At 40.5% G+C, this 20402-nt stretch carries 22 protein-coding genes and 1 other annotated feature; of the genes, 12 read left to right on the forward strand and 10 right to left on the reverse strand.

Going from position 1 to position 20402, the window contains the following annotated elements; all coding sequences use genetic code 11:
• The first annotated feature begins 147 nt into the window (after nt 1-147).
• From ACFX4I_RS10225 to ACFX4I_RS10235, 3 genes are all read left to right on the forward strand, one after another.
• Nucleotides 148-714 carry a sigma-70 family RNA polymerase sigma factor gene (locus tag ACFX4I_RS10225; RefSeq protein ID WP_377420380.1) on the forward strand — a complete coding sequence of 189 codons (567 nt, stop codon included), beginning with the start codon at nt 148-150 and terminating at the stop codon, nt 712-714.
• Nucleotides 711-1850, forward strand: coding sequence for a DUF4179 domain-containing protein (locus tag ACFX4I_RS10230; RefSeq protein ID WP_377420383.1), 1140 nt, complete (start codon nt 711-713; stop codon nt 1848-1850). The genes ACFX4I_RS10225 and ACFX4I_RS10230 overlap by 4 nt, the downstream gene beginning before the upstream one ends.
• Nucleotides 1851-2080: 230 nt before the next feature.
• The gene (locus tag ACFX4I_RS10235) at nt 2081-3469 is read left to right on the forward strand and encodes an L-cystine transporter (RefSeq protein ID WP_377420385.1); all 1389 of its coding nucleotides are present in this window, start codon (nt 2081-2083) and stop codon (nt 3467-3469) included.
• A 131-nt stretch (nt 3470-3600) separates the two neighbouring features.
• Here ACFX4I_RS10235 and ACFX4I_RS10240 read toward each other — a convergent pair whose 3' ends face one another.
• The 3 genes from ACFX4I_RS10240 to ACFX4I_RS10250 all read right to left on the reverse strand — a co-directional run bounded on the left by ACFX4I_RS10240 (nt 3601) and on the right by ACFX4I_RS10250 (nt 7237).
• Nucleotides 3601-4644, reverse strand: coding sequence for a hypothetical protein (locus tag ACFX4I_RS10240; RefSeq protein ID WP_377420387.1), 1044 nt, complete (start codon nt 4642-4644; stop codon nt 3601-3603).
• Between the two features lie 356 nt (nt 4645-5000).
• Nucleotides 5001-5657 (reverse strand): phosphatase PAP2 family protein, encoded by a 657-nt coding sequence (locus ACFX4I_RS10245; protein ID WP_230302392.1) that lies wholly within the window; start codon nt 5655-5657, stop codon nt 5001-5003.
• A 230-nt stretch (nt 5658-5887) separates the two neighbouring features.
• The gene (locus ACFX4I_RS10250) at nt 5888-7237 is read right to left on the reverse strand and encodes an amino acid permease (protein ID WP_230302393.1); all 1350 of its coding nucleotides are present in this window, start codon (nt 7235-7237) and stop codon (nt 5888-5890) included.
• A 59-nt stretch (nt 7238-7296) separates the two neighbouring features.
• Nucleotides 7297-7534, reverse strand: a binding site (T-box leader).
• 223 nt (nt 7535-7757) lie between these two features.
• Here ACFX4I_RS10250 and ACFX4I_RS10255 point away from each other — a divergent pair.
• Nucleotides 7758-8114: an HTH domain-containing protein gene (locus tag ACFX4I_RS10255; RefSeq protein WP_377420389.1), complete on the forward strand. Its 357-nt coding sequence runs from the start codon at nt 7758-7760 to the stop codon at nt 8112-8114.
• 571 nt (nt 8115-8685) lie between these two features.
• On the opposite strand, the gene ACFX4I_RS10260 is transcribed toward ACFX4I_RS10255, so the two are convergent.
• Nucleotides 8686-8919, reverse strand: a complete 234-nt coding sequence (locus tag ACFX4I_RS10260; protein ID WP_377420391.1) for a hypothetical protein — start codon at nt 8917-8919, stop codon at nt 8686-8688.
• A gap of 204 nt (nt 8920-9123) precedes the next feature.
• Between ACFX4I_RS10260 and ACFX4I_RS10265 the strand changes: the two genes are divergently transcribed.
• On the forward strand, nt 9124-10287 hold the full coding sequence (locus ACFX4I_RS10265; RefSeq protein ID WP_377420392.1) for an MFS transporter: 1164 nt from the start codon (nt 9124-9126) through the stop codon (nt 10285-10287).
• 487 nt (nt 10288-10774) lie between these two features.
• Here the strand turns inward: ACFX4I_RS10265 and ACFX4I_RS10270 are convergent, their stop codons facing one another.
• The 5 genes from ACFX4I_RS10270 to ACFX4I_RS10290 form a co-directional block, all read right to left on the reverse strand.
• On the reverse strand, nt 10775-11416 hold the full coding sequence (locus ACFX4I_RS10270) for a response regulator transcription factor (protein WP_377420394.1): 642 nt from the start codon (nt 11414-11416) through the stop codon (nt 10775-10777).
• On the reverse strand, nt 11409-12455 hold the full coding sequence (locus ACFX4I_RS10275) for a sensor histidine kinase (RefSeq protein ID WP_377420396.1): 1047 nt from the start codon (nt 12453-12455) through the stop codon (nt 11409-11411). The genes ACFX4I_RS10270 and ACFX4I_RS10275 overlap by 8 nt, the downstream gene beginning before the upstream one ends.
• Complete coding sequence (liaF, locus tag ACFX4I_RS10280) at nt 12452-13198, reverse strand: cell wall-active antibiotics response protein LiaF (protein ID WP_377420398.1); 747 nt, start codon at nt 13196-13198, stop codon at nt 12452-12454. The genes ACFX4I_RS10275 and liaF overlap by 4 nt, the downstream gene beginning before the upstream one ends.
• A 156-nt stretch (nt 13199-13354) precedes the next feature.
• Entirely contained in the window at nt 13355-13990 is a 636-nt protein-coding gene (locus ACFX4I_RS10285) for a PspA/IM30 family protein (protein WP_309518557.1), read from the reverse strand.
• Nucleotides 13991-14009: 19 nt separating this feature from the next.
• Nucleotides 14010-14357 (reverse strand): lmo0954 family membrane protein, encoded by a 348-nt coding sequence (locus ACFX4I_RS10290; protein WP_230302013.1) that lies wholly within the window; start codon nt 14355-14357, stop codon nt 14010-14012.
• A 173-nt stretch (nt 14358-14530) separates the two neighbouring features.
• On the opposite strand from ACFX4I_RS10290, the gene ACFX4I_RS10295 reads away from it, so the two are divergent.
• The 3 genes from ACFX4I_RS10295 to ACFX4I_RS10305 are packed head-to-tail and all read left to right on the forward strand — an operon-like array spanning nt 14531 to nt 15031.
• Complete coding sequence (locus ACFX4I_RS10295) at nt 14531-14698, forward strand: hypothetical protein (protein WP_377420400.1); 168 nt, start codon at nt 14531-14533, stop codon at nt 14696-14698.
• Nucleotides 14634-14843, forward strand: coding sequence for a hypothetical protein (locus ACFX4I_RS10300; RefSeq protein ID WP_377420402.1), 210 nt, complete (start codon nt 14634-14636; stop codon nt 14841-14843). The genes ACFX4I_RS10295 and ACFX4I_RS10300 overlap by 65 nt, the downstream gene beginning before the upstream one ends.
• Entirely contained in the window at nt 14840-15031 is a 192-nt protein-coding gene (locus ACFX4I_RS10305; protein WP_377420404.1) for a hypothetical protein, read from the forward strand. The genes ACFX4I_RS10300 and ACFX4I_RS10305 overlap by 4 nt, the downstream gene beginning before the upstream one ends.
• Before the next feature lie 28 nt (nt 15032-15059).
• Here ACFX4I_RS10305 and ACFX4I_RS10310 read toward each other — a convergent pair whose 3' ends face one another.
• On the reverse strand, nt 15060-15674 hold the full coding sequence (locus tag ACFX4I_RS10310) for a TetR/AcrR family transcriptional regulator (RefSeq protein WP_230302015.1): 615 nt from the start codon (nt 15672-15674) through the stop codon (nt 15060-15062).
• 173 nt (nt 15675-15847) lie between these two features.
• On the opposite strand from ACFX4I_RS10310, the gene kynU reads away from it, so the two are divergent.
• The 4 genes from kynU to kynB all read left to right on the forward strand — a co-directional run bounded on the left by kynU (nt 15848) and on the right by kynB (nt 20215).
• The gene (gene kynU / locus ACFX4I_RS10315) at nt 15848-17125 is read left to right on the forward strand and encodes a kynureninase (protein ID WP_377420406.1); all 1278 of its coding nucleotides are present in this window, start codon (nt 15848-15850) and stop codon (nt 17123-17125) included.
• 88 nt (nt 17126-17213) lie between these two features.
• Nucleotides 17214-18635: an amino acid permease gene (locus ACFX4I_RS10320; RefSeq protein ID WP_377420408.1), complete on the forward strand. Its 1422-nt coding sequence runs from the start codon at nt 17214-17216 to the stop codon at nt 18633-18635.
• Between the two features lie 58 nt (nt 18636-18693).
• A complete protein-coding gene (kynA, locus tag ACFX4I_RS10325; RefSeq protein ID WP_377420550.1) occupies nt 18694-19539 on the forward strand; it encodes a tryptophan 2,3-dioxygenase in 846 nt (281 codons plus the stop codon).
• A gap of 49 nt (nt 19540-19588) precedes the next feature.
• Entirely contained in the window at nt 19589-20215 is a 627-nt protein-coding gene (gene kynB / locus ACFX4I_RS10330) for an arylformamidase (RefSeq protein ID WP_377420410.1), read from the forward strand.
• Nucleotides 20216-20402: the final 187 nt, after the last annotated feature.

Consider the following 20402-nt stretch of genomic DNA (forward strand, 5'->3'; position numbering starts at 1 on the left):
ACCCTAATACCATATCATTCCAAATGCGAATCGAACCATCATAACCGCCAATTTCTATAAAAATCCAAAAATAGTTGAGAATAAATCTTTTTACACACGTTGTATTAAGTGTAAAAGCTTTTACAAAAAAACAAGGGGAATCATGTCATGAAGTCTACTGATATAAATTTTATCGAGCGGTTGCAACGCCAAGAAGAAGACGCATTGGAATTTATAGTGGATACCTATTTGCCACTAATCAAGGGGGTCACATATAAGGTTCTCTCTCCTCTTAGGAACGATGGTGTCATGGAAGAATGCATCAATGATATTTTTCTTTCAATCTGGAACAATTCAAAAAAGTTCCATGGGGATACAACAGATTTCAGAAAATGGATTTGTGCGATCGCTAAGTTTAAAGCGATTGATTATTACCGAAAAGCCATGAAGAAAATGGAGCTTACGTCAGGTTACACAGAAGTAGATTCAGAAAAATCTGCAGAAGATGAACTGATTATATTGGAAGACAGAAAAGAACTGCTTCAGTTAATCAATCTCTTAGAACCTGTTGATCGGGATATTTTTATCATGAAGTACTTTCTAGGTTTGAAAAATGAGGATATATCGATAAAACTCGGGTTGACCAAAGCATCAATAGATAATCGTATTTATAGAGGGAAAAAGAAGCTAAGTCAAAAAGCTACGAATCTTAAGTTAGGAGGCAGCGTCGTATGAAGGATATTTATGAATTATTAAATGATATGGACATAGACGAAACTGAATTTAAGGAAATGGAAGTCACCGAACTAGAAAAAGCCAAAATCAAAAGATCACTCAAAAAATCAATAAGCAAGAAGAAAAAAATGAAGCGTTGGCAGAAGAATGTGCTGGCTGCTTCCATTATATTCGGATTATCCACCGCAACGATAGGATTCTCGTTTACCGCTTCTGCTAAAAGCATTCCTTTAATAGGAGATATTTTCAGCTTTTTAGGTAATGGAAAAACGGGTCTCTATGATGATATCAAGAATACTGGAAAGGGTCTTTACGGTGATTATAAGGCCTACTCCAACGAAATTGGCCTTACCGAAGAAAGCAATGGCCTTACTTTCACGATAAATGACGCCATTTATGACGGAAAAACGGTAACCATCACTTATACTATTGAAAGCGAAGAAGATTTGGGGGATGGATCATTCTATATTCCCGGCCCGAATATAAAAGAAATGAAAGCCCAAGCAGGATCGGATGGAGTTACAAAAGTAGCTGATAAAAAATATGTAGGCTTATTAACGGCTAGTAATTTAGAAGATCTTAAAGAAGATAAGGTAAATATAGACTGGGATATAAACAGCATTAGTATTACTGACAAGCATAAAGAGATAAAAGGAAATTGGAACTTTGCCTTCTCTTTAGAGGCAACCGAAAGCAACGAGAAGGTCATCAATAAAAGTGTGAATCAACATGGAGTAAAAGTATCCGTCGAAAAACTATCGATCTCGCCAATGTCCTTTGTGGTTGATTATGATCAAGAAGTGTCCGACTCAGTCAAAAACAAGTGGGATGATGCCTATGTGGAGTTGACCATTAAAGATGACTTAGGGAATGTTTACGATGGTCAAGAAAACGGAGGAAGCGGTATCGATTCTTATAATTTGAACTTCAGCAAAACCTTCCAAAAAATCGATCCGGATGCTACGCAACTGATTGCGACACCACATGTGACATTACGTAATTTCACTTCAGAGAACCACGGAGAAGTAACCATAACGGAAGATGGTGAAGAAAAGGTTTCATCCTTCCCAACAAAACCAGGAATTGCTCCCAAAGAGTTGGTATTGGATGATATCGTGATTGATTTGAAGAAATAACCCTTTTACCCACAAGGTATACTGAACCCTTGATCCCAGATTGGGAAAGGTTCATGTATACCTCTTTTTTGTGACTTCTTATTCAGTCCATGAATATGGATATATACATGAATTGCTTGAAAAGTCAAAAATAAATTATTTTCTTCTGGTAAAAAATCAACGGATGATGTATCATAGTCTTCAGATATTCATTATTCTTATTTGGTTAATCGGAATTAGGAGGAATATATATGATTGGTTATGTGTTTTTAAATCTTGCCATAATGCTCGTTCTTTTAGGCGTTTTATTTTACATGAATAAGAAGCATATTTCCTTTACAAAAAGGGTCTTCACTGGACTTGGTTTAGGGATTGTATTCGGACTTCTTTTGCAGTATTTCTATGAACCTCAGTCAGAAGCGATCGTTAAATCGGTCGATTGGTTTAACATTGTAGGTTCCGGCTATGTCAAGTTCCTGCAAATGATCGTCATGCCGCTTGTCTTCATTTCGATCTTATCCGCATTCACAAGATTGAAACTGACCAGCAATATCGGAAAGATCAGTGTCCTGATCATCGGAATCCTGCTTGGAACGACTGCGATTGCAGCAGCTGTTGGGATCACCTCGGCAACTGTATTCAATTTGGAGGCCGTTCAAATTGAGCAAGGGGAAGCGGAGATAAGCCGCGGGGATCAAATATCGGAAACATATGGTACGATTCAGGATAAAACGATGCCGCAGCAAATCCTTGAATTGATTCCGTCCAATCCGTTCCTTGATTTAACGGGAGCACGTCCGACATCAACCATTTCCGTTGTAATTTTTGCTGCATTTCTTGGGATTGCCTATTTAGGGGTCAAACGGAAGCAGCCTGAACATGCTGAATTTTTTGCTAAAATAGTAGATACATTGCACAGCATCATCATGCGCGTAGTCACATTGATCCTGCGTTTAACACCATACGGAATCTTGGCGATCATGACGAAGACGGTAGCTACGAGTGATCTGGATGCCATCCTGAAGTTGGGGAAATTCGTGGGGGCCTCTTATGTCGCCCTGATTGTCATGTTCCTCATTCATTTGTTATTGCTGACGCTTGCAGGATTGAATCCAATGGTATACTTGAGAAAAGCTTTCCCGGTATTATCGTTTGCCTTCACTTCGCGAACAAGTGCAGGAGCACTTCCATTGAACATCCAAACACAGAAACAACTAGGGGTTTCCGAAGGAATTGCCAACTTTGCCGGATCCTTCGGCTTATCGATCGGTCAAAATGGCTGTGCCGGCATCTATCCGGCCATGTTAGCGGTCATGATCGCTCCAACGGTGGGAATCGACCCACTAACGCCTTCCTTTATAGCCATGTTGATTGCCATCGTGGCCATTAGCTCTTTCGGGGTTGCAGGTGTAGGCGGAGGAGCAACCTTCGCTGCCATTCTAGTATTATCTGCAATGAACTTGCCAATCGCCTTGGCTGGACTTTTGATTTCCGTCGAGCCATTGATCGATATGGGAAGAACGGCTGTGAATGTCAGCGGAAGCATGACTTCCGGTATTCTGACTAGTAAAATAACAGGCGACCTGGATAAGGAACAGTTCAGCGAAGAATCATCTTTGAAAATAGAAGCTGAAATGTAAAAGAAAAAAGCATCGGACTGCCTGTCATAGGAAGTCTGGTGCTTTTTTTCATGGGCGGTCGGTATCAAATTCCCGTTAGCAGACAATCCCCAAAAGATCAAAAAACGAATGGGGGGATTGATCTCCATGCTTTACTTGTCCAATTTAAGCACCTGATCATTTAAGATAACATTTGAAGGAATAAATACATGCCAGATATGTTCTTGTTTCTTATATCTTCCCTTTATTTCTCCAACACCTTCAATTGTAAGCGAATCACTGTTTTCAATGGGTTTATTCCCTAATATCAAGTGTAATTTATTTATGTATTTCATTCCATTACCAACATGGGCAATAACAGGTTGGTGAATAAGATAGTCTTGGTTGTTCATTCTTACTTTTATAAAGCTCTTATGTAAAAGTCTATCTTCTAATGGGATGATATTCATCGGGTCAAAGGATTCAGCAGTTATTTCCCCTTCAATATATAGATGAATTCCTGCTTGTTCATTAAACTCTTCAAATGCTTTTATTCTCTTTTCTATGGCAAAATTAACGACTTCCTCTGTTTCAGAACTTATCTTCACATCAGCTATTGAATCTTCCATATAGTCACCGGAATGCAGTTTTAATAGGTCATATAATGTTTCTTCTCTATCAAAAAAACTTTCCATCCAGCCTGGTGAAAGCTCCTCAAGTAACAAACACATAAACAAACCGGAACCATAACAACTACTTCTGATACTAGAAGTAGATTCATATTTGTTTATTAGTTGTTGTGCATACTTTTTTAAAACCGAATGGTAATCAAGCGGGCTTTTTTCGGAGTAAGCCCTTATTTCGACATACCACGCAGGTCCCTCAATGGTTTCAATCAATTTTTCATATGTTAGGTACTCTTCAATCCAGGCTGCTCTTTTTTCCCTTAGGGCAATGAAAGCATTAAGGTATTGCTTCTTCTTAATTATGTTATTTTCCAACAACGCATGATAAAGATTTGTTCTTTCAAGATTTCGCAATTCCACATTTTCTTTTGACAACGGATATGTGATTCCCATCATTTCATCAGGAAACCGTTTTTCATCTTTAATATACTGATAGCCGTGAAATAATTCGTGAACCACTATTGAATACAAATCTTCATAATCCTCATACGAATCCATATTAACAATTGCAGTGGGATATTCTTCATACAAAATAATCGTGTCTCCAGTAAACTGTATATCCCAGCTTAAAATATGATATGTACATTGTGGATTGTTACTGAATTTGGGATGATTGAATAGATAAACATTTCTCTTATCATATAATGCATAAGCAACAAGTTCAAAACCCGACCAATAATTTTCCAACTTCGCTTTAACCAAGTCTTCAGCCATTCGATTAAGATAATGAGACATTCTTTTCCTCCCTCCATTGTTTCAATTCAACTAAAAACATATTATCATATATAATTTAACATAAATATCCAATTTTTAATAGAAACACAAAAAGCCACTGTAACCTATCAGCTCATGGGAGCGAATATTCTTACAGTGGCTATTTCCTGTGGTCATTTTTTAATTTGCCTTGCTGCGTAATGATTGGCCTGATAAGCCGATAGGGCTTGGAACATATACTGGACAGCTGCATATACCCCACATGCAAGAAGTATCCCTGCGAGTACATCCAATACAGCATGCTGTTTCGTAAATAGCGTGGAGAGGATAATCAGTGTTCCGAATGCAGTGACACTGGCATACTCCCATTTGTGCTGTTCTTTCCGCTTATGGGCGACGATCATCATGATGAATGTAGTCAGTACATGAATGCTGGGAAGACAGTTGACAGGTTGATCATGACTATAGACGAATCGCATTAAATGGGCAAAGATATCGTTCCCCACCACTTCTGGACGCGGGACTGTCGTTTGCCAAAGGCAATATACAAGAAAACAGAGAAGTTTCCCCGACACCAAACTGCCTAATCCTACGAAATAATGCTTTCGGTCAACAAAACAGTAGTAAATCAGCAATCCATAGATATACGGATACCAAAGTAAATAAGGAACGGCAAATTCTTTAATAAAGGGAATCTCCCCATCTATTATCGTCGTAACATCGATAGCATGACCTGAAGATTGATTGATGATTGAATAGATGGAACTAGTAATCACCAAAAGTAATAAATAATATAACGGGTGAAAGGATAGTATGGAATTGTTTTTCATAGTTCGCTCCGGCTTTCAATATATTGGTTTTTTTCCAAAGATTATTATACAACATTTTTCACTAGATTATCTCTTTAAATGCTAAAGTTAATGATTCCCATGAACTAGTAAAATGGATATCTCTTACTTTTCACAAGACCAAGAATACATGAAGAAAGCCATGGCATGCATACCATGGCTTGAAACTGAAACTTCTATGCGGGAAGGCAAAAGCGATATCCACGCTTTCTCTAGATTTTGTTATGGCGTTTTTTCCATACAAACGTCAAGGATATGAAGATGTAGATGCAAAGTGTAATGATCGTAACGATTATCGATGTCGTGAAAATGATTCCGATCAGGATCGTTATTAAAGCGATGATCGCAGCCCAAGTCGTATACGGGAACCATTTTACCGAATAGGCACTTGTTTTTTGGGACTGTTGTTTACGTGATTTCAAATGGGCGAAAGCAATGATCAACCAGATGAATAATACGGTATATCCCAGCGAACCCATTAGGAAATCGAAGGTCTTGCTTCCAGCAAATAAGGAAATCAGTACTCCTCCATATAAAGCGGACGTACACATTAATATTGCGGGAACAGGTACTCTCTTCTTGGATAAACGGGAAAAGATTTTCGGAATGCGACCATCCACGGCTTGTGTATACAGAACGCGGGATGAACCATACAATCCAGAGTTCATCGATGAAATGATCGCCAGTAGAACGACGGCGTTCATAATATGGTCGGCACCTGGAATCCCGATCATTTGAAAGACCATCACAAACGGACTTTCCGGCACACCGTTTACTTCGTTCCAAGGAATTAAGCTAACGATGATGAAAAATGGAATGATATAGAAAGAAATGATCCTGACCAATGTACTGCGTACGGCTTTTGGAACCACTTTTTCAGGATTTTTCGTTTCAGCTAATGTGACCCCGATGATTTCCGTTCCGCCATATGAATAGATTACCACCAGCATCGCCGTGATCAAACCTGTCGATCCATTCGGAAAGAAACCGCCATGCTCAGTCAAGTTAGAAAAACCGACGGCTGTATGATCACCAAAAGTAACGAGCAGCAACAATAATCCAGCCATGATGAACACAATGATGACGGTTATTTTAATTAAAGCAAGCCAGTACTCCGTTTCAGCAAAAACCTTTACCGACAGCAAGTTAACCGCAGTAACTAAAACCGAAACAGCTAATGCCAGTATCCAGATTGGATATCCAGGCAGCCAATATTGAAGGAAAATCGCCGCAACCACTGATTCGGCCGCGATATTCAATACCCACATTTTCCAATAGATCCAATCCAGGAAATAGGCAGGATACTTTCCTAAAATCGATTGGACCAAATCCCTGAATGTTCGTGCACCGCTATTGCGGACCGCCATTTCAGCTAAACCTTGCATGATGAATAATAGGATGATGCCTCCTATCAAGTACGCAATGATTACGGAAGGGCCTGCCATATCAATGGCTGAACTGCTTCCTTTAAATAAACCTGCCCCGATGGCACCGCCTAATGCCATCATCGTAATATGCCTTGAAGTCATTGTCCTCTGTAAATTCCGTTTGTCCGTTTCCATATCCTTACCTCCCCAAAATCAAAAAAAGCATATCGTCTCTTCCTTCATAATCAAATGAAGAAAGAGACGATATGCCTTAAGCTTACCGCGGTACCACTCTTATTGGCTCTTTTCTAGAACCCTGCTTTAAAAACCTTGTAACGAAGGTCAATCGTTAAAACAAAAGAATGGAATAAACCCCATCTTTCGCTTTACCACTCCCAGGCAAGTTCAAAGTATCATTGGACTGCGTTGCACCAACCCGCAGCTCTCTTTACCGAATAATGTGCTTTTACTACTCCTGATCATTGCGTTTCAAAAGTTAAATTATATCTGAATATTTTTAATAATATCCCATACTATACGGACTCGAAGTAAATTTGTCAATAACTTTCTTAGGATAATATTTTTATAGAACCAAATCATAGGAAATCGTGGTGGGCCAGCAATATGAAATCAGAAAAATACTATTTAAAATAAAGTTGATGCAAGTCCTCTCTGGAGTACGGCTGTTTCACGGTTTATTGATTCTGATTATAAAATGCCTGCAGCATCATTAAGTAAAATTACCGGAATATCTGAGCAAGTCATTTTAGATTTTGCAAATGGTGAAAATATTCAATCCACGGTAACTCAAACAGAAATGATGGACCTAATAGATTTAGTGGGCCTATTAGTCATAGGCGTGCCTTCATCCGATGCAAATGAAAAGGTCTCTGCTATAACTCAAGCACTGAACAATGAATTTGGTATACCAGTAGAGACGATTTCCTTATTCTCAAATCTTGAGTGTGAAGATATCGAAGAATTCATGAAAGAAAATGATTCTCTGTCAATTGAGAAAAGATACAACCTTGCAGTAACAGTCCTTTTTTTGCATTATATCTTTAAAAGATGATTATTTTATTTATGAAACACCTACCCGGGTCTGACTTTAATTTATGCAACGGAGCATTTCCAGGACAAACAAAATGTTTCAGCAACCATGCTTCAGTAACTTCCCTTTTCGGTGTCTGAATATTCACATTAGAATTGGGGTATGATCCTAATATAAACATAAACTAATAAGACCCCATGCCCGATACATGAGGGTGATAACTGCAAGAGTAAGCAATCATTTTTCTAAACGATTTCATCTTGGTAAGAAGAAGAACCACTACTTTCTTGTGAGGATGAGTGGTTCTTTTTCCGTTTCTTGGCGAACGCAGACAGGATGAGACTGGTTGCTACAGCAATAAATATCTCTTTACCCATATCTGTAATTAAGTTCAATAAGAAATGTATCATACGGTCACCTACTTCCCCATCTATAATTAGATGGAAAGGCTTGAATCTACATATCCGGATGGACGGCTTTTAAAGGGCATTTTCCTTTTCTAGGCTGGAATAACCAACAATTAACCCAGCTCCTGTTTGCCTAATCAAATCAATATATTCCCTAAAAGCCTAGGTTAGGCTCTCCACAACTTTTAAAACTCCATCCCTAACCATGATGCAGCCACCATCAGAACCCCAACGACAATCACCACAACCGGTCCTACAACAATTAATCCAAATAGCAATGAGACTACTGCGTCCATGAAGATTCGAAATGGTCCTGCTGTTCCCCTTTTATTCTGTTGCTCCGTTAATAAGTCTTCAAGGTGACCGACTTTTTGCTTCAATTCCTGCAACTCTTTAATCACTTTTGTGTCTTGATCCATTAAATACCACCCTCTTCAATTAACAATAAGTGTAAATTCTATCATTTACATCCATTTTTTAAAAGTGAAATTTAACCTCGAAACCAACTCTATCATTCTATTTTTTCCCATAAATATTAAAACTATTTTTTCAAATTCTGTCATCAATGATACAATAACAAGGTTGAAATCAATCTATAGAACACGTGAGGTATCATATTTTTTATGAAAGCAATACGATTATTAAAGGGTTTTAACTTTTTATATTTTGGACTGCTTGCCATTTTCATTCCGTTTCTCCCAGTCTATCTGGCTGATCAAGGTTTGCGTCCAGCCCAAATCGGGTTCATCATCGGTACAGGAGGTTTTGTCACCCTCATCACCCAGCCTTTATGGGGAATGATCAGCGACAAAACGAGGACGATACGAAAAGTCCTGTTGTTACTCATCTTTTTCTCGAGCGTAATCGGTTATTTCCTCTATGATTCAAGCAGTTATCTTCAGCTCATCCTGTTTGCCATGCTGCTATATTTCTTTCTGATGCCGATCGATCCCCTGACGGAAAGCCTCAATTTTACGATGGCAGAGAAAGCCGGGATCAGCTACGGCTCCATCCGAACATACGGTGCATTGGGTTATGCGGTCATATCGCTGATCACCGGCTATGTTATGTCATATTTCGGGGCGAACAGCCTTGCGTTCCTTTTTGCGGGCATAGGATTGATCAGTTTCATTATCAGCTGGATGATGCCTGATGCACCCGTATCGGGGAAACCCGTCACCTTAAGCAGCCTTAAGCATTTTTTCAGCAATAAAGAGACGCTTCTCTTTCTGTTATTGGTCTTTATCTGTGCTGTTCCAGCAAGGATGAACGATACTTTCCTCGGAGTGTATATCCGGGAACTTGGAGGAAGTGCCAAGCTTGTAGGCTTGACCTGGTTCTTAGCGGCGGGAAGTGAAATCGTTGTGTTCGCCCTAAGCTTTTGGTGGCTTCGCAAGGGTAAGGAAATCATCATCATTTCGTTTGCAGCAGCGTTTTTCTTTATCCGTTATTTCGTCTCAGCGTGGATTACCGATCCACAGCTATTAGCTTATTTGCAAGTCATGCAGCTATTGACTTTCCCGATTTTCTACTCGGCGGCCATCCAATATCTGTATCGGATCGTTCCGGTGGAATGGCGTGCCACAGGCCAGACCGTACTGGCACTGCTATTCTTCGGGGTTTCGGGAATCATTGCTTCTTATATAGGCGGAGCCATATATGGGGCCTACGGCGGCAAGACCCTTTACCTGTTCATCTCCTCTATCTCCTTTATAGGAATGGTATTCGCTTTGGTTCTTTATCGGATATACGGCAAGAGGCTCGATACCGCAGAGGAAGCTGTATAATCAAAAAAATCGTATAAAAAAGAGCATGTTTTGATCAAAACATGCTCTTTTCGCATTCCGTTAGCGAAATAATGGGGCAACCGTTAACATTAGCACAGAGAAGCAAAGAAGTATAGTAGTTGCCCTGTTTGAGAGTTTTACTTGTCCGTCATTTTTATAGAACCCTGAAAATTGAAGCCGGTTTTTATAGAGTACATAAAGTAATGGGAAAATTGCCATAGCAACAATCCATCCGCCCGTGGTATTCTCTACGGTTATTCCAAAAATCGCATAGATCGAGTTAATGATGAACCCCATTATCATTCCAATAACGAAAATAATGGTGATTATACGACATAATTCTAAGATAACTCTTAACATCATTTCACCTACTTTTTTCCTGATATCCGTAAAAAAAGGCTGCAATCAGCAACCTTGAAAGAACTTTACAGGATGGGATATTTCCCTAAATATAACAAACTTCCCTCTATTGGTAAATAGACGCTCTTTACTCTTCTTCTTGAACGAGCGAATGTTTAAATGCGTAAATCACTGCTTGCGTGCGGTCCTGTACGGCAAGCTTACTTAATATATTGCTGACATGCACTTTGGCTGTTTTCAGGGCTATGTATAGTTCATCCGCAATTTCCTGATTCGTTTTCCCTTGTGTCATCAGCAGCAAAATTTCCATTTCCCGGTTTGTCAATTGATCATGAAGCTGGGTAATCTTTTGGCGACGCAACTTCTCCATCATTTTTCCCGTCACTTCAGGTTCAAGTACGCTTTGTCCCTGGAAAGTGGAACGGACGGCTCTCGCAATCTCGCTGGCCTTTGATGTTTTCAACATATAGCTCGTCGCTCCTGCTTCCAATGCCGGGTACACTTTTTCATCATCCAGGAAGCTTGTCACAATGATGATCTTTGCTTCTGGCCAACTCTCAATAATTCGTTTCGTCGCTTCTATGCCGTCCATTTCCGGCATCACCAAATCCATCAAAATGATATCCGGACGCAATTCCATTGCCAGCTCGACAGCTTTCAAGCCATTGTCCGCTTCCCCGATCACTTCGATATCCGACTGTGCAGATAAATAAGCCGATACCCCTATCCTTACCATTTCATGGTCATCGACAAATAATACTTTAATCATCATGATCACCTCCAGCATTTAATAATGGGATTTTCACTTCAAGTTTCGTTCCTTTATTCGGAATGCTTACAAGTTGCATCGTCCCGCCTAATTCAACAGCCCGTTCATGCATGTTTTGCAGACCATATGATCCCGTTTTCGACTCCTCGGCGTTAAAACCGATGCCGTCATCCGTTATCCGTAAAATGATCATCCCATCACGAACGATCAATAGCACTTCAAGCGAGTTCGCTTTTGCATGTCTCAGTGTATTGGAAATCGACTCTTGTAAAATCCGAAACAGATGGTCCTCAATCCCCTTATCCAGAGTGACAGGCTCCATCTTCCAATTTATATCCATCGTCACTTTTTGGGCCAATTCCAATAGAAGCTCCTTCATTCCTTCATGTAAGGATTTTCCCTTTAATGCAACAGGCCTCAAGTGAAGCAATAACGCCCTCATCTCAAGCTGGGATTGATGGATCATTTCTTCCACTACCTTGAATTGTTTCATTTCCGTTTTTTCCATATCGGATTGTGACTCGGTGATGGCCGACATGAACATCGAAGCGGCAAACAATTGCTGGCTCACCGAATCATGCAGTTCCCGCGCCAAACGGTTTCGTTCCTGGGAAACGATTTCCTGGATCTGTTTCTCCTGATCTATCGCCTTTTCACTCGCCATTTTTTGTGATAATTTTGTCTGCTCATTGATTTGCTTATGGATTAGATGCATCCGTTCCACCATTTTAGCCATCTCTTGGACAGGATACGTCTCCTGTTGCGAAGGTAAGCGGCCCTGTTCAAGTAAGTACAGCCCTTCATCCACCCTTTCCAGCTGCCTCTTCCAAAACATTCCTGAAACGACTCCATAAATCAGCCCTACAGTCATGACCAGGCTTGGCAGGAATATGACGAAGGGTAAGCCCATGACCACTTTCTCCCACAATAAGCTCCAGTCGGATAAAGGAAAGATGAAGAAAACCGCCGCCGGCAAGGCAAGGGAAAGCACGAAAGCAACACCAAGTGCAGTCAATATCTGCCGTGTCAGTATACTCATATTCGCTTCACCTCTAAATCCCCAACTAAGATTGAAGTGATGATATGGACCTTGTGATCCGTTTCATTGAACCCTTCCGTTTGGTAGGAATAAATTTGATTAAAGACCTTGGATTCAGGTTTATTTTCAAAAATCCTCGCTCTGCCTGCAATGACAGAATGATGGACCCTGATTTCGATGCCATACGGTACTAGCACAGTAATATTGCCAATGATATTCCTGATGGAAATGACAGCGTCGCCTTTCGGTAAAATCGTTTTGCTTAAATCGATAACCGTATCACCGACCCCGCCCTGAATATTCACGGAATTCCATTCATATACATGCTCGGCCGTCTGTTGATGACCGAAAAACTTATTTTTAAAAAGGTAATCAGTTTTCAGCAATTGTTCCTTATTGATCTTTACTTCGTCCGAATCATCATTGGTTAAAATGGGACTGACCCAATCAGGATTCTTTTTGGACTGATAATATAAAAACAAAAGATAAATGAGGATCGCCATTAGGAAAAATTTAAAGACGAACATATTCAAGACATTGATGATAAGGGAAATCACCCCTATAAAAAATAGGATTTTCCCGATTGTCCGTTTTGTGAATTTCCTGCCTAAATAGATGCATCCTATTGAAAAAGCGAGGGAAAAAAGGAGACCTCCACCCGTAAATGCAATCTCTAAAACAATCAGGACGACTCCGATGAGAAGTATCCATCCCATATAGTCTGTCTTCATCTTGTTCAACATCGGTTCGCCTCCCCTTTATATGATCACGATATTCTTAAAAGGCACAGGAACCCGTGCCTTTTAAGAATACCATGAAATTATCATGTTCTGACAGCCTATTTCCCCCGCCCTCCATTCCAAAAGGTCAGGGGATAACAGCGATGCCTTAAAAAACCTTTACGCTTCTTTCTGTTCCAATTCTTTTTCAAGCTGGACAATCCTGGCATCGATCGTATGCCGATTATAATCAGCATGGACCTGGTGCTCGATGCGATCGATATAATGCTCCATTTCTTCAAACATCGCTACCGGTTTGGCTTCGGATCTGCCCCCATCCAAAACCCGATTGATCCGGTTGTTTGCCCGGGCAATATTTTCCCTGCCCATCAGCTCCAGACGCTTTAGATGCATATCCTTCAGCTTATGCTTCATTTCTTCATATTTCCGCTCCAGTTCAGCCAACTGAACCTCTGCACTTTTATGCGCCTCCTTCAAACTTAGCGCTCGCTCTTCATAGTGCAGGCTTTCCTTTATAGCAAACTCCATTAAATCCGTTTCTCCCGACTGCTTGGCAATCTCAGCCTGATGCTTACGCTTTTCAGCCAGATTTTGCGCTTGATTATATTCACGCGTAAACTCTTCTTTCAAAAGATATTGACGCTCAAGCAGCTTACCGACCTTATCTGTCTCCTGCTCACATTGACGCAAATATTGATTTAGCATTCCAATTGGATTTTTTTGCTCCTTTTTATCCAACAAGTCGTGAAAATCAGCTGAAATCGTTTGTTTCATTCTTGAAAATAAATTACCCATTCCAATTACATCCCTTCTATTAGTTCTTATTCAACTCTTTCCACTCTCTTTCAAAATTTGAGAATGGGTCATTTTCTTTCGATGATGCACTTTCATCATTTTCATTCCATTTTTTATAGACTAGGTAAAGAACATAAGCTGCCACCAATCCCAATATTGCCGGGATATGGGAAATAGAAACGATCAGCACGATAATGGAGACGGATCCCCATGCAATCTTGGCCCCTGTCGATTCGGACTTCATGAACTGCTTGAATCCAAAGTATAGGATCGCCAAGCAAATCGCCAGGCTGATCAATGGACCCACATTCGCCAGTAAAAAAAATAATGCGATCAGTCCTACAATAAATAAACCAAATTTCTTCATTGTTTTCGTCCTCCTTTCCTTGTTTATATCTTATCTACTTTTACAACTTCGTATAATGAGCCTTAGCTATATTTTCTAGTAAGACTTAAGGCGTAGACGCTATAAGTCCCACACTAATGAGAGCGTTTTGATCGTGTGTTTGAGTGCTTTACTCGGAGTTTTGGCGTTTACTCGTGAATTATGCGGTTTTACTCGTGAGTTTGGGCGGTTTACTCGTGAATTATGCGGTTTTACTCGTGAGTTTGGCATTTACTCGTGAGTTTGGGCGATTTACTCGTGAATTATGCGGTTTTACTCGTGAGTTTGGCGGCTTTACTCGTAAATTTGGCATTTACTCGTGAATTCTGCCGGTTTACTCGTGAATTTGGACGGTTTACTCGTGAATTATGCGGTTTTACTCGTGAGTTTGGACGGTTTACTCGTGAATTATGCGGTTTTACTCGTGAGTTTGGCGGCTTTACCCGTAAATTTGGCATTTACTCGTGAATTCTGCCGGTTTACTCGTGAATTCTGCCGGTTTACTCGTAAATTTGGCATTTACTCGTGAATTATGCGGTTTTACTCGTGAGTTTGGACGATTTACTCGTGAATTATGCGGTTTTACTCGTGAATTTGGACGGTTTACTCGTGAATTCTGCTGTGAAACCTTGAATAAAAAAAATCTTCCGATATAACCGGAAGATTGGTGAACTGCTATTATCATTACAAATACAAGCCTTCTACGTAAACGGAGGTGATGGTTTGAGCAATTTCTTCGACTGAACTTTGATGTTCGTTTCGGACAATTTCCCACAGATACATTTCATTCGTGAAAAACCACCCTCTTGCCACTAGCTCATGGTTTAGTTCAGCTCTTGCCAGCCCATTTTGCTGTGCATAGGCGACGTCCTTTGAAATTCGCTGGATGAACTTCATGCGGATCGCTTTCCATTTATCTGAAATAATGGTTGAGATCCCAATGGCCTGTTCGAAAACTTGCATCATATTGCGTTCTGCTTCTGCCATTTTCAAAAAAGCATTAGCTTGTCTGTTTATGATATGTTTTGCTTCGTCTTTTGATTTTGGAAAGAAAGAGGTCTCGGCAATTTCATAAAATTGCTCCATTACATTTTCCATTAATACAATTAACAGATCCTCTTTCCCTTTAAAATGAACATAGGCCGTTCCGTATCCGATGTTTGCCCTTTTGATCATTTGGGAAATAAGCGCAGCTTGATAACCTTCTTCAAGAAATGTTTCCTTTGCAGCTTCTAATAACTTTTGCCGTGTCATGATCGAGCGTAAATGCCGTTTATCCCCTACTTTGCCATTCTCCATGCTTATTCCTCCCCTTATCTTCTAGCATAAAGGATTTCCATAAAATAAAAAACATTTGTTGGAAAGATCGATTCAATGTTTATAATTTTCTGAATTAACTTATTGACATGATGTCATATTCTTTGGTACGATTCTCCTAGAATTATTTAGAATACTAATATAGGAGGATGATTATGGTTTCTGAATACACTTTGGATCACGCTAAACAAATGGATGAGAAAGATACTCTTAAAGGTTTTCGAGAAGAGTTTTATTTAAAGCCGGATACCATCTATATGGATGGAAATTCATTGGGGCTTCTTTCGAAAAGGGCTGAACGCACTCTTTTGGAATCTTTGGAAGATTGGAAGGAACATGGGATTGATGGATGGACGCAAGGGAATCACCCATGGTTTTTCATGGCTGAGAAATTGGGCGCGAAGATGGCCCCATTGGTCGGAGCTTCTCCCGAGGAAGTTATCGTAACCGGCTCCACAACTGTAAATCTTCATCAGCTTGTTGCCACTTTTTATAAGCCTGAAGGAACACGCACAAAAATTTTAGCAGATGAATTAACCTTTCCGACTGATATTTATGCTCTTCAAAGTCAGCTGCGTACACATGGATACGATCCGGAAACCGATCTCATCCGCGTCAAAAGCTCGGATGGCAGATTTCTTGAAGAGGATGACATCATCGATGCAATGACCGATGACATCGCTTTGATCATCTTGCCTACAGTCCTGTATCGCAGCGGTCAAATATTGGATATGAAGCGATTAACGGATGAAGCTCATAAAAGAGGAATAGTAATCGGATTTGACGGATGTCATTCTATCGGTGCCATTCCGCATTCATTCAGCGAATGGGATGTGGATTTTGCGTATTGGTGCAATTATAAACATTTAAATGGCGGTCCTGGCGGTGTTGGCGGTTTATATGTAAATCGAAAACATTTTGGAACGATGCCTGGATTGGCTGGATGGTTCGGCTCCAAAAAAGATAAACAATTCGATATGGAACATACGTTAACACCAGCTGAATCAGCAGGCGCGTATCAAATTGGCACGCCGCATGTGTTAAGTTGCGCACCTTTGATTGGGTCTTTGGACATTTTTATTGAAGCGGGAATCGAGAATATTCGCGAAAAATCCCTGAAAATCAATCAATATTTAATGGATTTAGTCGAATACGAATTGGCAGACATGGGATTTTACATTGGAACTCCTAGAGAGGACATACGCCGCGGAGGTCATGTAAGCCTTGAGCATAAAGAAGCTGCACGGATATGCAAGGCATTGAAAGAGAACGGTGTCATTCCCGATTTCCGAGCGCCTAACATCATTCGTCTCGCTCCAGTTGCACTATATACTTCCTACGCAGAAGTTTGGGAAGTTGTACAAATACTCAAGAAAATCATGTCAGAAAAACAATATGAAAAATTCAAGAATGAGCGTGAAGTGGTCGCATAACATGGAATTCCGCCAGATGGGGCTCTTCCCTCAAATGGTTAGTTAATTAGGGCAGGATAAAATCTTTTTGATAAAAAGGGGATGAACTATGGAGAACAAAAATACTCAATTGAACTTTAAAGATGAGCCAGAAAAAGGATTGAAACGTGAGCTGGAAACAAATCAGCTTTCCATGATCGCAATGGGCTGTGCCATCGGGACAGGGCTATTCCTTGGCAGCGGGCTTGCCATTCAAGCGGCAGGGCCAAGCGTATTGCTCAGCTATGCACTCGGGGCGTTCATTGTTTTACTGTTGATGGGCTGTTTAGCCGAAATGACGGTTGCCCATCCCACTTCAGGATCTTTTGGGGCCATTGCTGAAAAGTACATGACTCCGATGGCTGGCTATCTTGTCCGCTATTCTTATTGGATTGCCAATGTTTTGGCTGTTGGGGTTGAGGTAAGTGCAGTAAGCGTGTATATGAAGTATTGGTTTCCGACCGTGCCGGGAATCGTATGGATTTTGGTGTTTGCAGGTGCCCTGATTTATGTAAATGCTACTAGCGTGAATACATTCGCTACATTTGAGTATTGGTTCTCCTTCATTAAAATAAGTGCCATTGTTGGTTTTATCCTTCTTGGATCCTATGTACTAATCGGTTCTTCCAATCAGCCACATATAGGACCTAAGAACTTCGTAAATGAAGGCGGTTTTTTCCCATTTGGCGGGTGGGGAATGTGGGTAGCCGTATTTATTTCTTTATTCAGCTTTCTTGGAACCGAAATGATAGCGGTTACATCAGGAGAAGCAAAAGATCCGGATACAGCTGTTCCAAAAGCCTTAAAAGCGACCGTATTCCGTTTATCCACCTTCTATGTGTTGACAATCGGCATCATGTTGATGATCGTTCCGTGGAAAACGGCTGGGATCGAGGAAAGTCCATTCGTAAAAGTAATGGAAATCTTGGACATTCCTGGTGCATCCGCGATCATGAACTTTATTATTTTAACGGCTGCAGTATCTGCCATGAATGCCCAGCTCTATGCTTCAACACGTATGATGTTTTCATTGGCCCGCGGAAAACATGCACCTAGCTTTTTAGGAAAGCTAAACAAAAGGGGCGTTCCTGGAAAAGCACTTGCTGTCTCTACAACTGGGATTTTCATTGCTGCAGGCGTTCATGCGTTACTTCCTGGTTCATCCTATGCATTCATGATGGGGATTTCCATGTTCGGTGCCATGTTCACATGGCTCATGATCTTCATTTCCCACTTGTTTTTCAGGGTTAAATGGGAGAAAACCGGCGGACGCAAATTACCGGTAAGGATGATCGGTTTTCCATATTTAACGATACTGGGAGCCGTTCTTCTATTCAGCTTAATGATTACATCATGGTTTACAGATTTCAAGATCATGCTTCAATTCGGGATACCTTGGTTACTATTTTTAGCTGTTGCTTATTTTGTTTCAAAAAGAAGAAATATTAACCATAATGTAATGGATGAAGCTCTGGAAAAGAAGATAGAATAGAATGACGGAATAAATAGTTTTGCATATGGAAAAGTGAGGAGATTGCGGAATGAAGAATATGGATAACAATGAACAAACAATAACTGGTCTAGAGAAAGAAATTCAAACCGATTTTCAAAAATCGATGTCTTACGGAGATTATCTCCACCTTGATAAGATTTTAACTAGTCAACATAGATGTTCCGATCATCACGATGAAATGCTATTCATCATTATCCATCAAGCGAGTGAGCTATGGATGAAGCTCATTTTACATGAGTTGACAGCAGCAACTGAGTCCATCCGCCAAAACAAGTTGGAACCTTCGTTTAAAATGCTGTCGCGCGTTTCGAGGATCCAGCAGCAATTGATCCAGTCATGGAATGTCCTTTCAACTTTAACACCGGCTGAATACATGGAGTTCAGGGATAAACTGGGACAATCTTCCGGATTCCAATCTTATCAGAATCGTTTGATTGAATTTGCATTAGGAAACAAAAATGTCCATACGCTATCAGTCTATCAGCACCAAACAGATTTATACGAACAAATGCAGCTGGCCCTTCATGAGCCAAGTATTTATGACGCGGCGATCAATGCACTTGTGGCGCGTGGATTACCTATTGATCAAGAAGCCCTCAGCAGGGATTGGTCACAAAGATATGAACCAAATGCCAGTGTAGAAGAGGCGTGGCTGACAGTTTACCGCGATGTTGAGCAATATTGGGACTTATATGAGCTGGGCGAGAAGTTAGTGGACATTGGCCATCAACAGCAATTATGGCGTTTTAATCATATGACCACAGTGGAAAGAATTATTGGTAATAAACAAGGTACTGGCGGATCATCAGGTGTAACGTATTTAAAAAGAGCCCTTGATCAACACTTTTTCCCAGAACTATGGAGCCTAAGAACGAAGCTATAAGATGGAAATAAGCAGCAAAGAAACAGCCAGTAGAGATGGAGGTAAATGCATGGGGACATGGATTGATATTTCACAACGTCTGGATGAAAACGTTGCAGTTTGGCCTGGAGATACTCCTTTCTCATACAAAGTCAATTGGAGTAAAGAAGAAAGTGGTTCTGTCAATGTAGGTCAAATCAATATGAGTATCCACACCGGTACCCATATTGATGCTCCTTTTCATTTTGATGATGATGGAAAAAGAGTGATTGATTTGGATCTCGATTTATATATGGGAAGTGCCCGAGTTATCCATTTACCTAACCAGACAAGCATTGGTGTCAATGAATTATCCAGTATAGACCTACAAGGTGTTACCCGTCTGTTAATTCGGACGGATGCATGGAATGATCGGAGTGTGTTTCCACAAACCATTCCTCATATCCAACCAGAATTAGCGGCATATCTTTCAGAACACGGTGTTCGTCTTATTGGTCTTGATTTACCATCAGTGGATCCACTGGATAGTAAAGAACTGTCCGCCCATCATGAACTTGCCGATCACGGAATTCACATTTTGGAAGGTCTTGTACTAGACGGTATAGGACCGGGTAATTATGAGTTGGCAGCCCTCCCTCTTCCATTAGTTGAAGCAGATGGAAGTCCGGTACGTGCTGTGTTGAAAAAGTCGCCCTAACAAATTTTTTCACAAAAACGAGCCAGATCAAAAAATGATTTGGCTTTTTTTTGTTTCATTAAACTCCGTATTCATTAGTCAAGCCGATTTCCGCTCTCCTCCATTGTCCTGAGATAATCAATTTTTTCACTAAACCAATTACATCTATGTTATAATTTTCAGAATTCATCACTAAAAGTGGAGGTCC

The sequence above is a fragment of the Peribacillus sp. YIM B13472 genome (assembly GCF_042788005.1).
Lineage (GTDB): Bacteria > Bacillota > Bacilli > Bacillales > DSM-1321 > Peribacillus > Peribacillus simplex_E.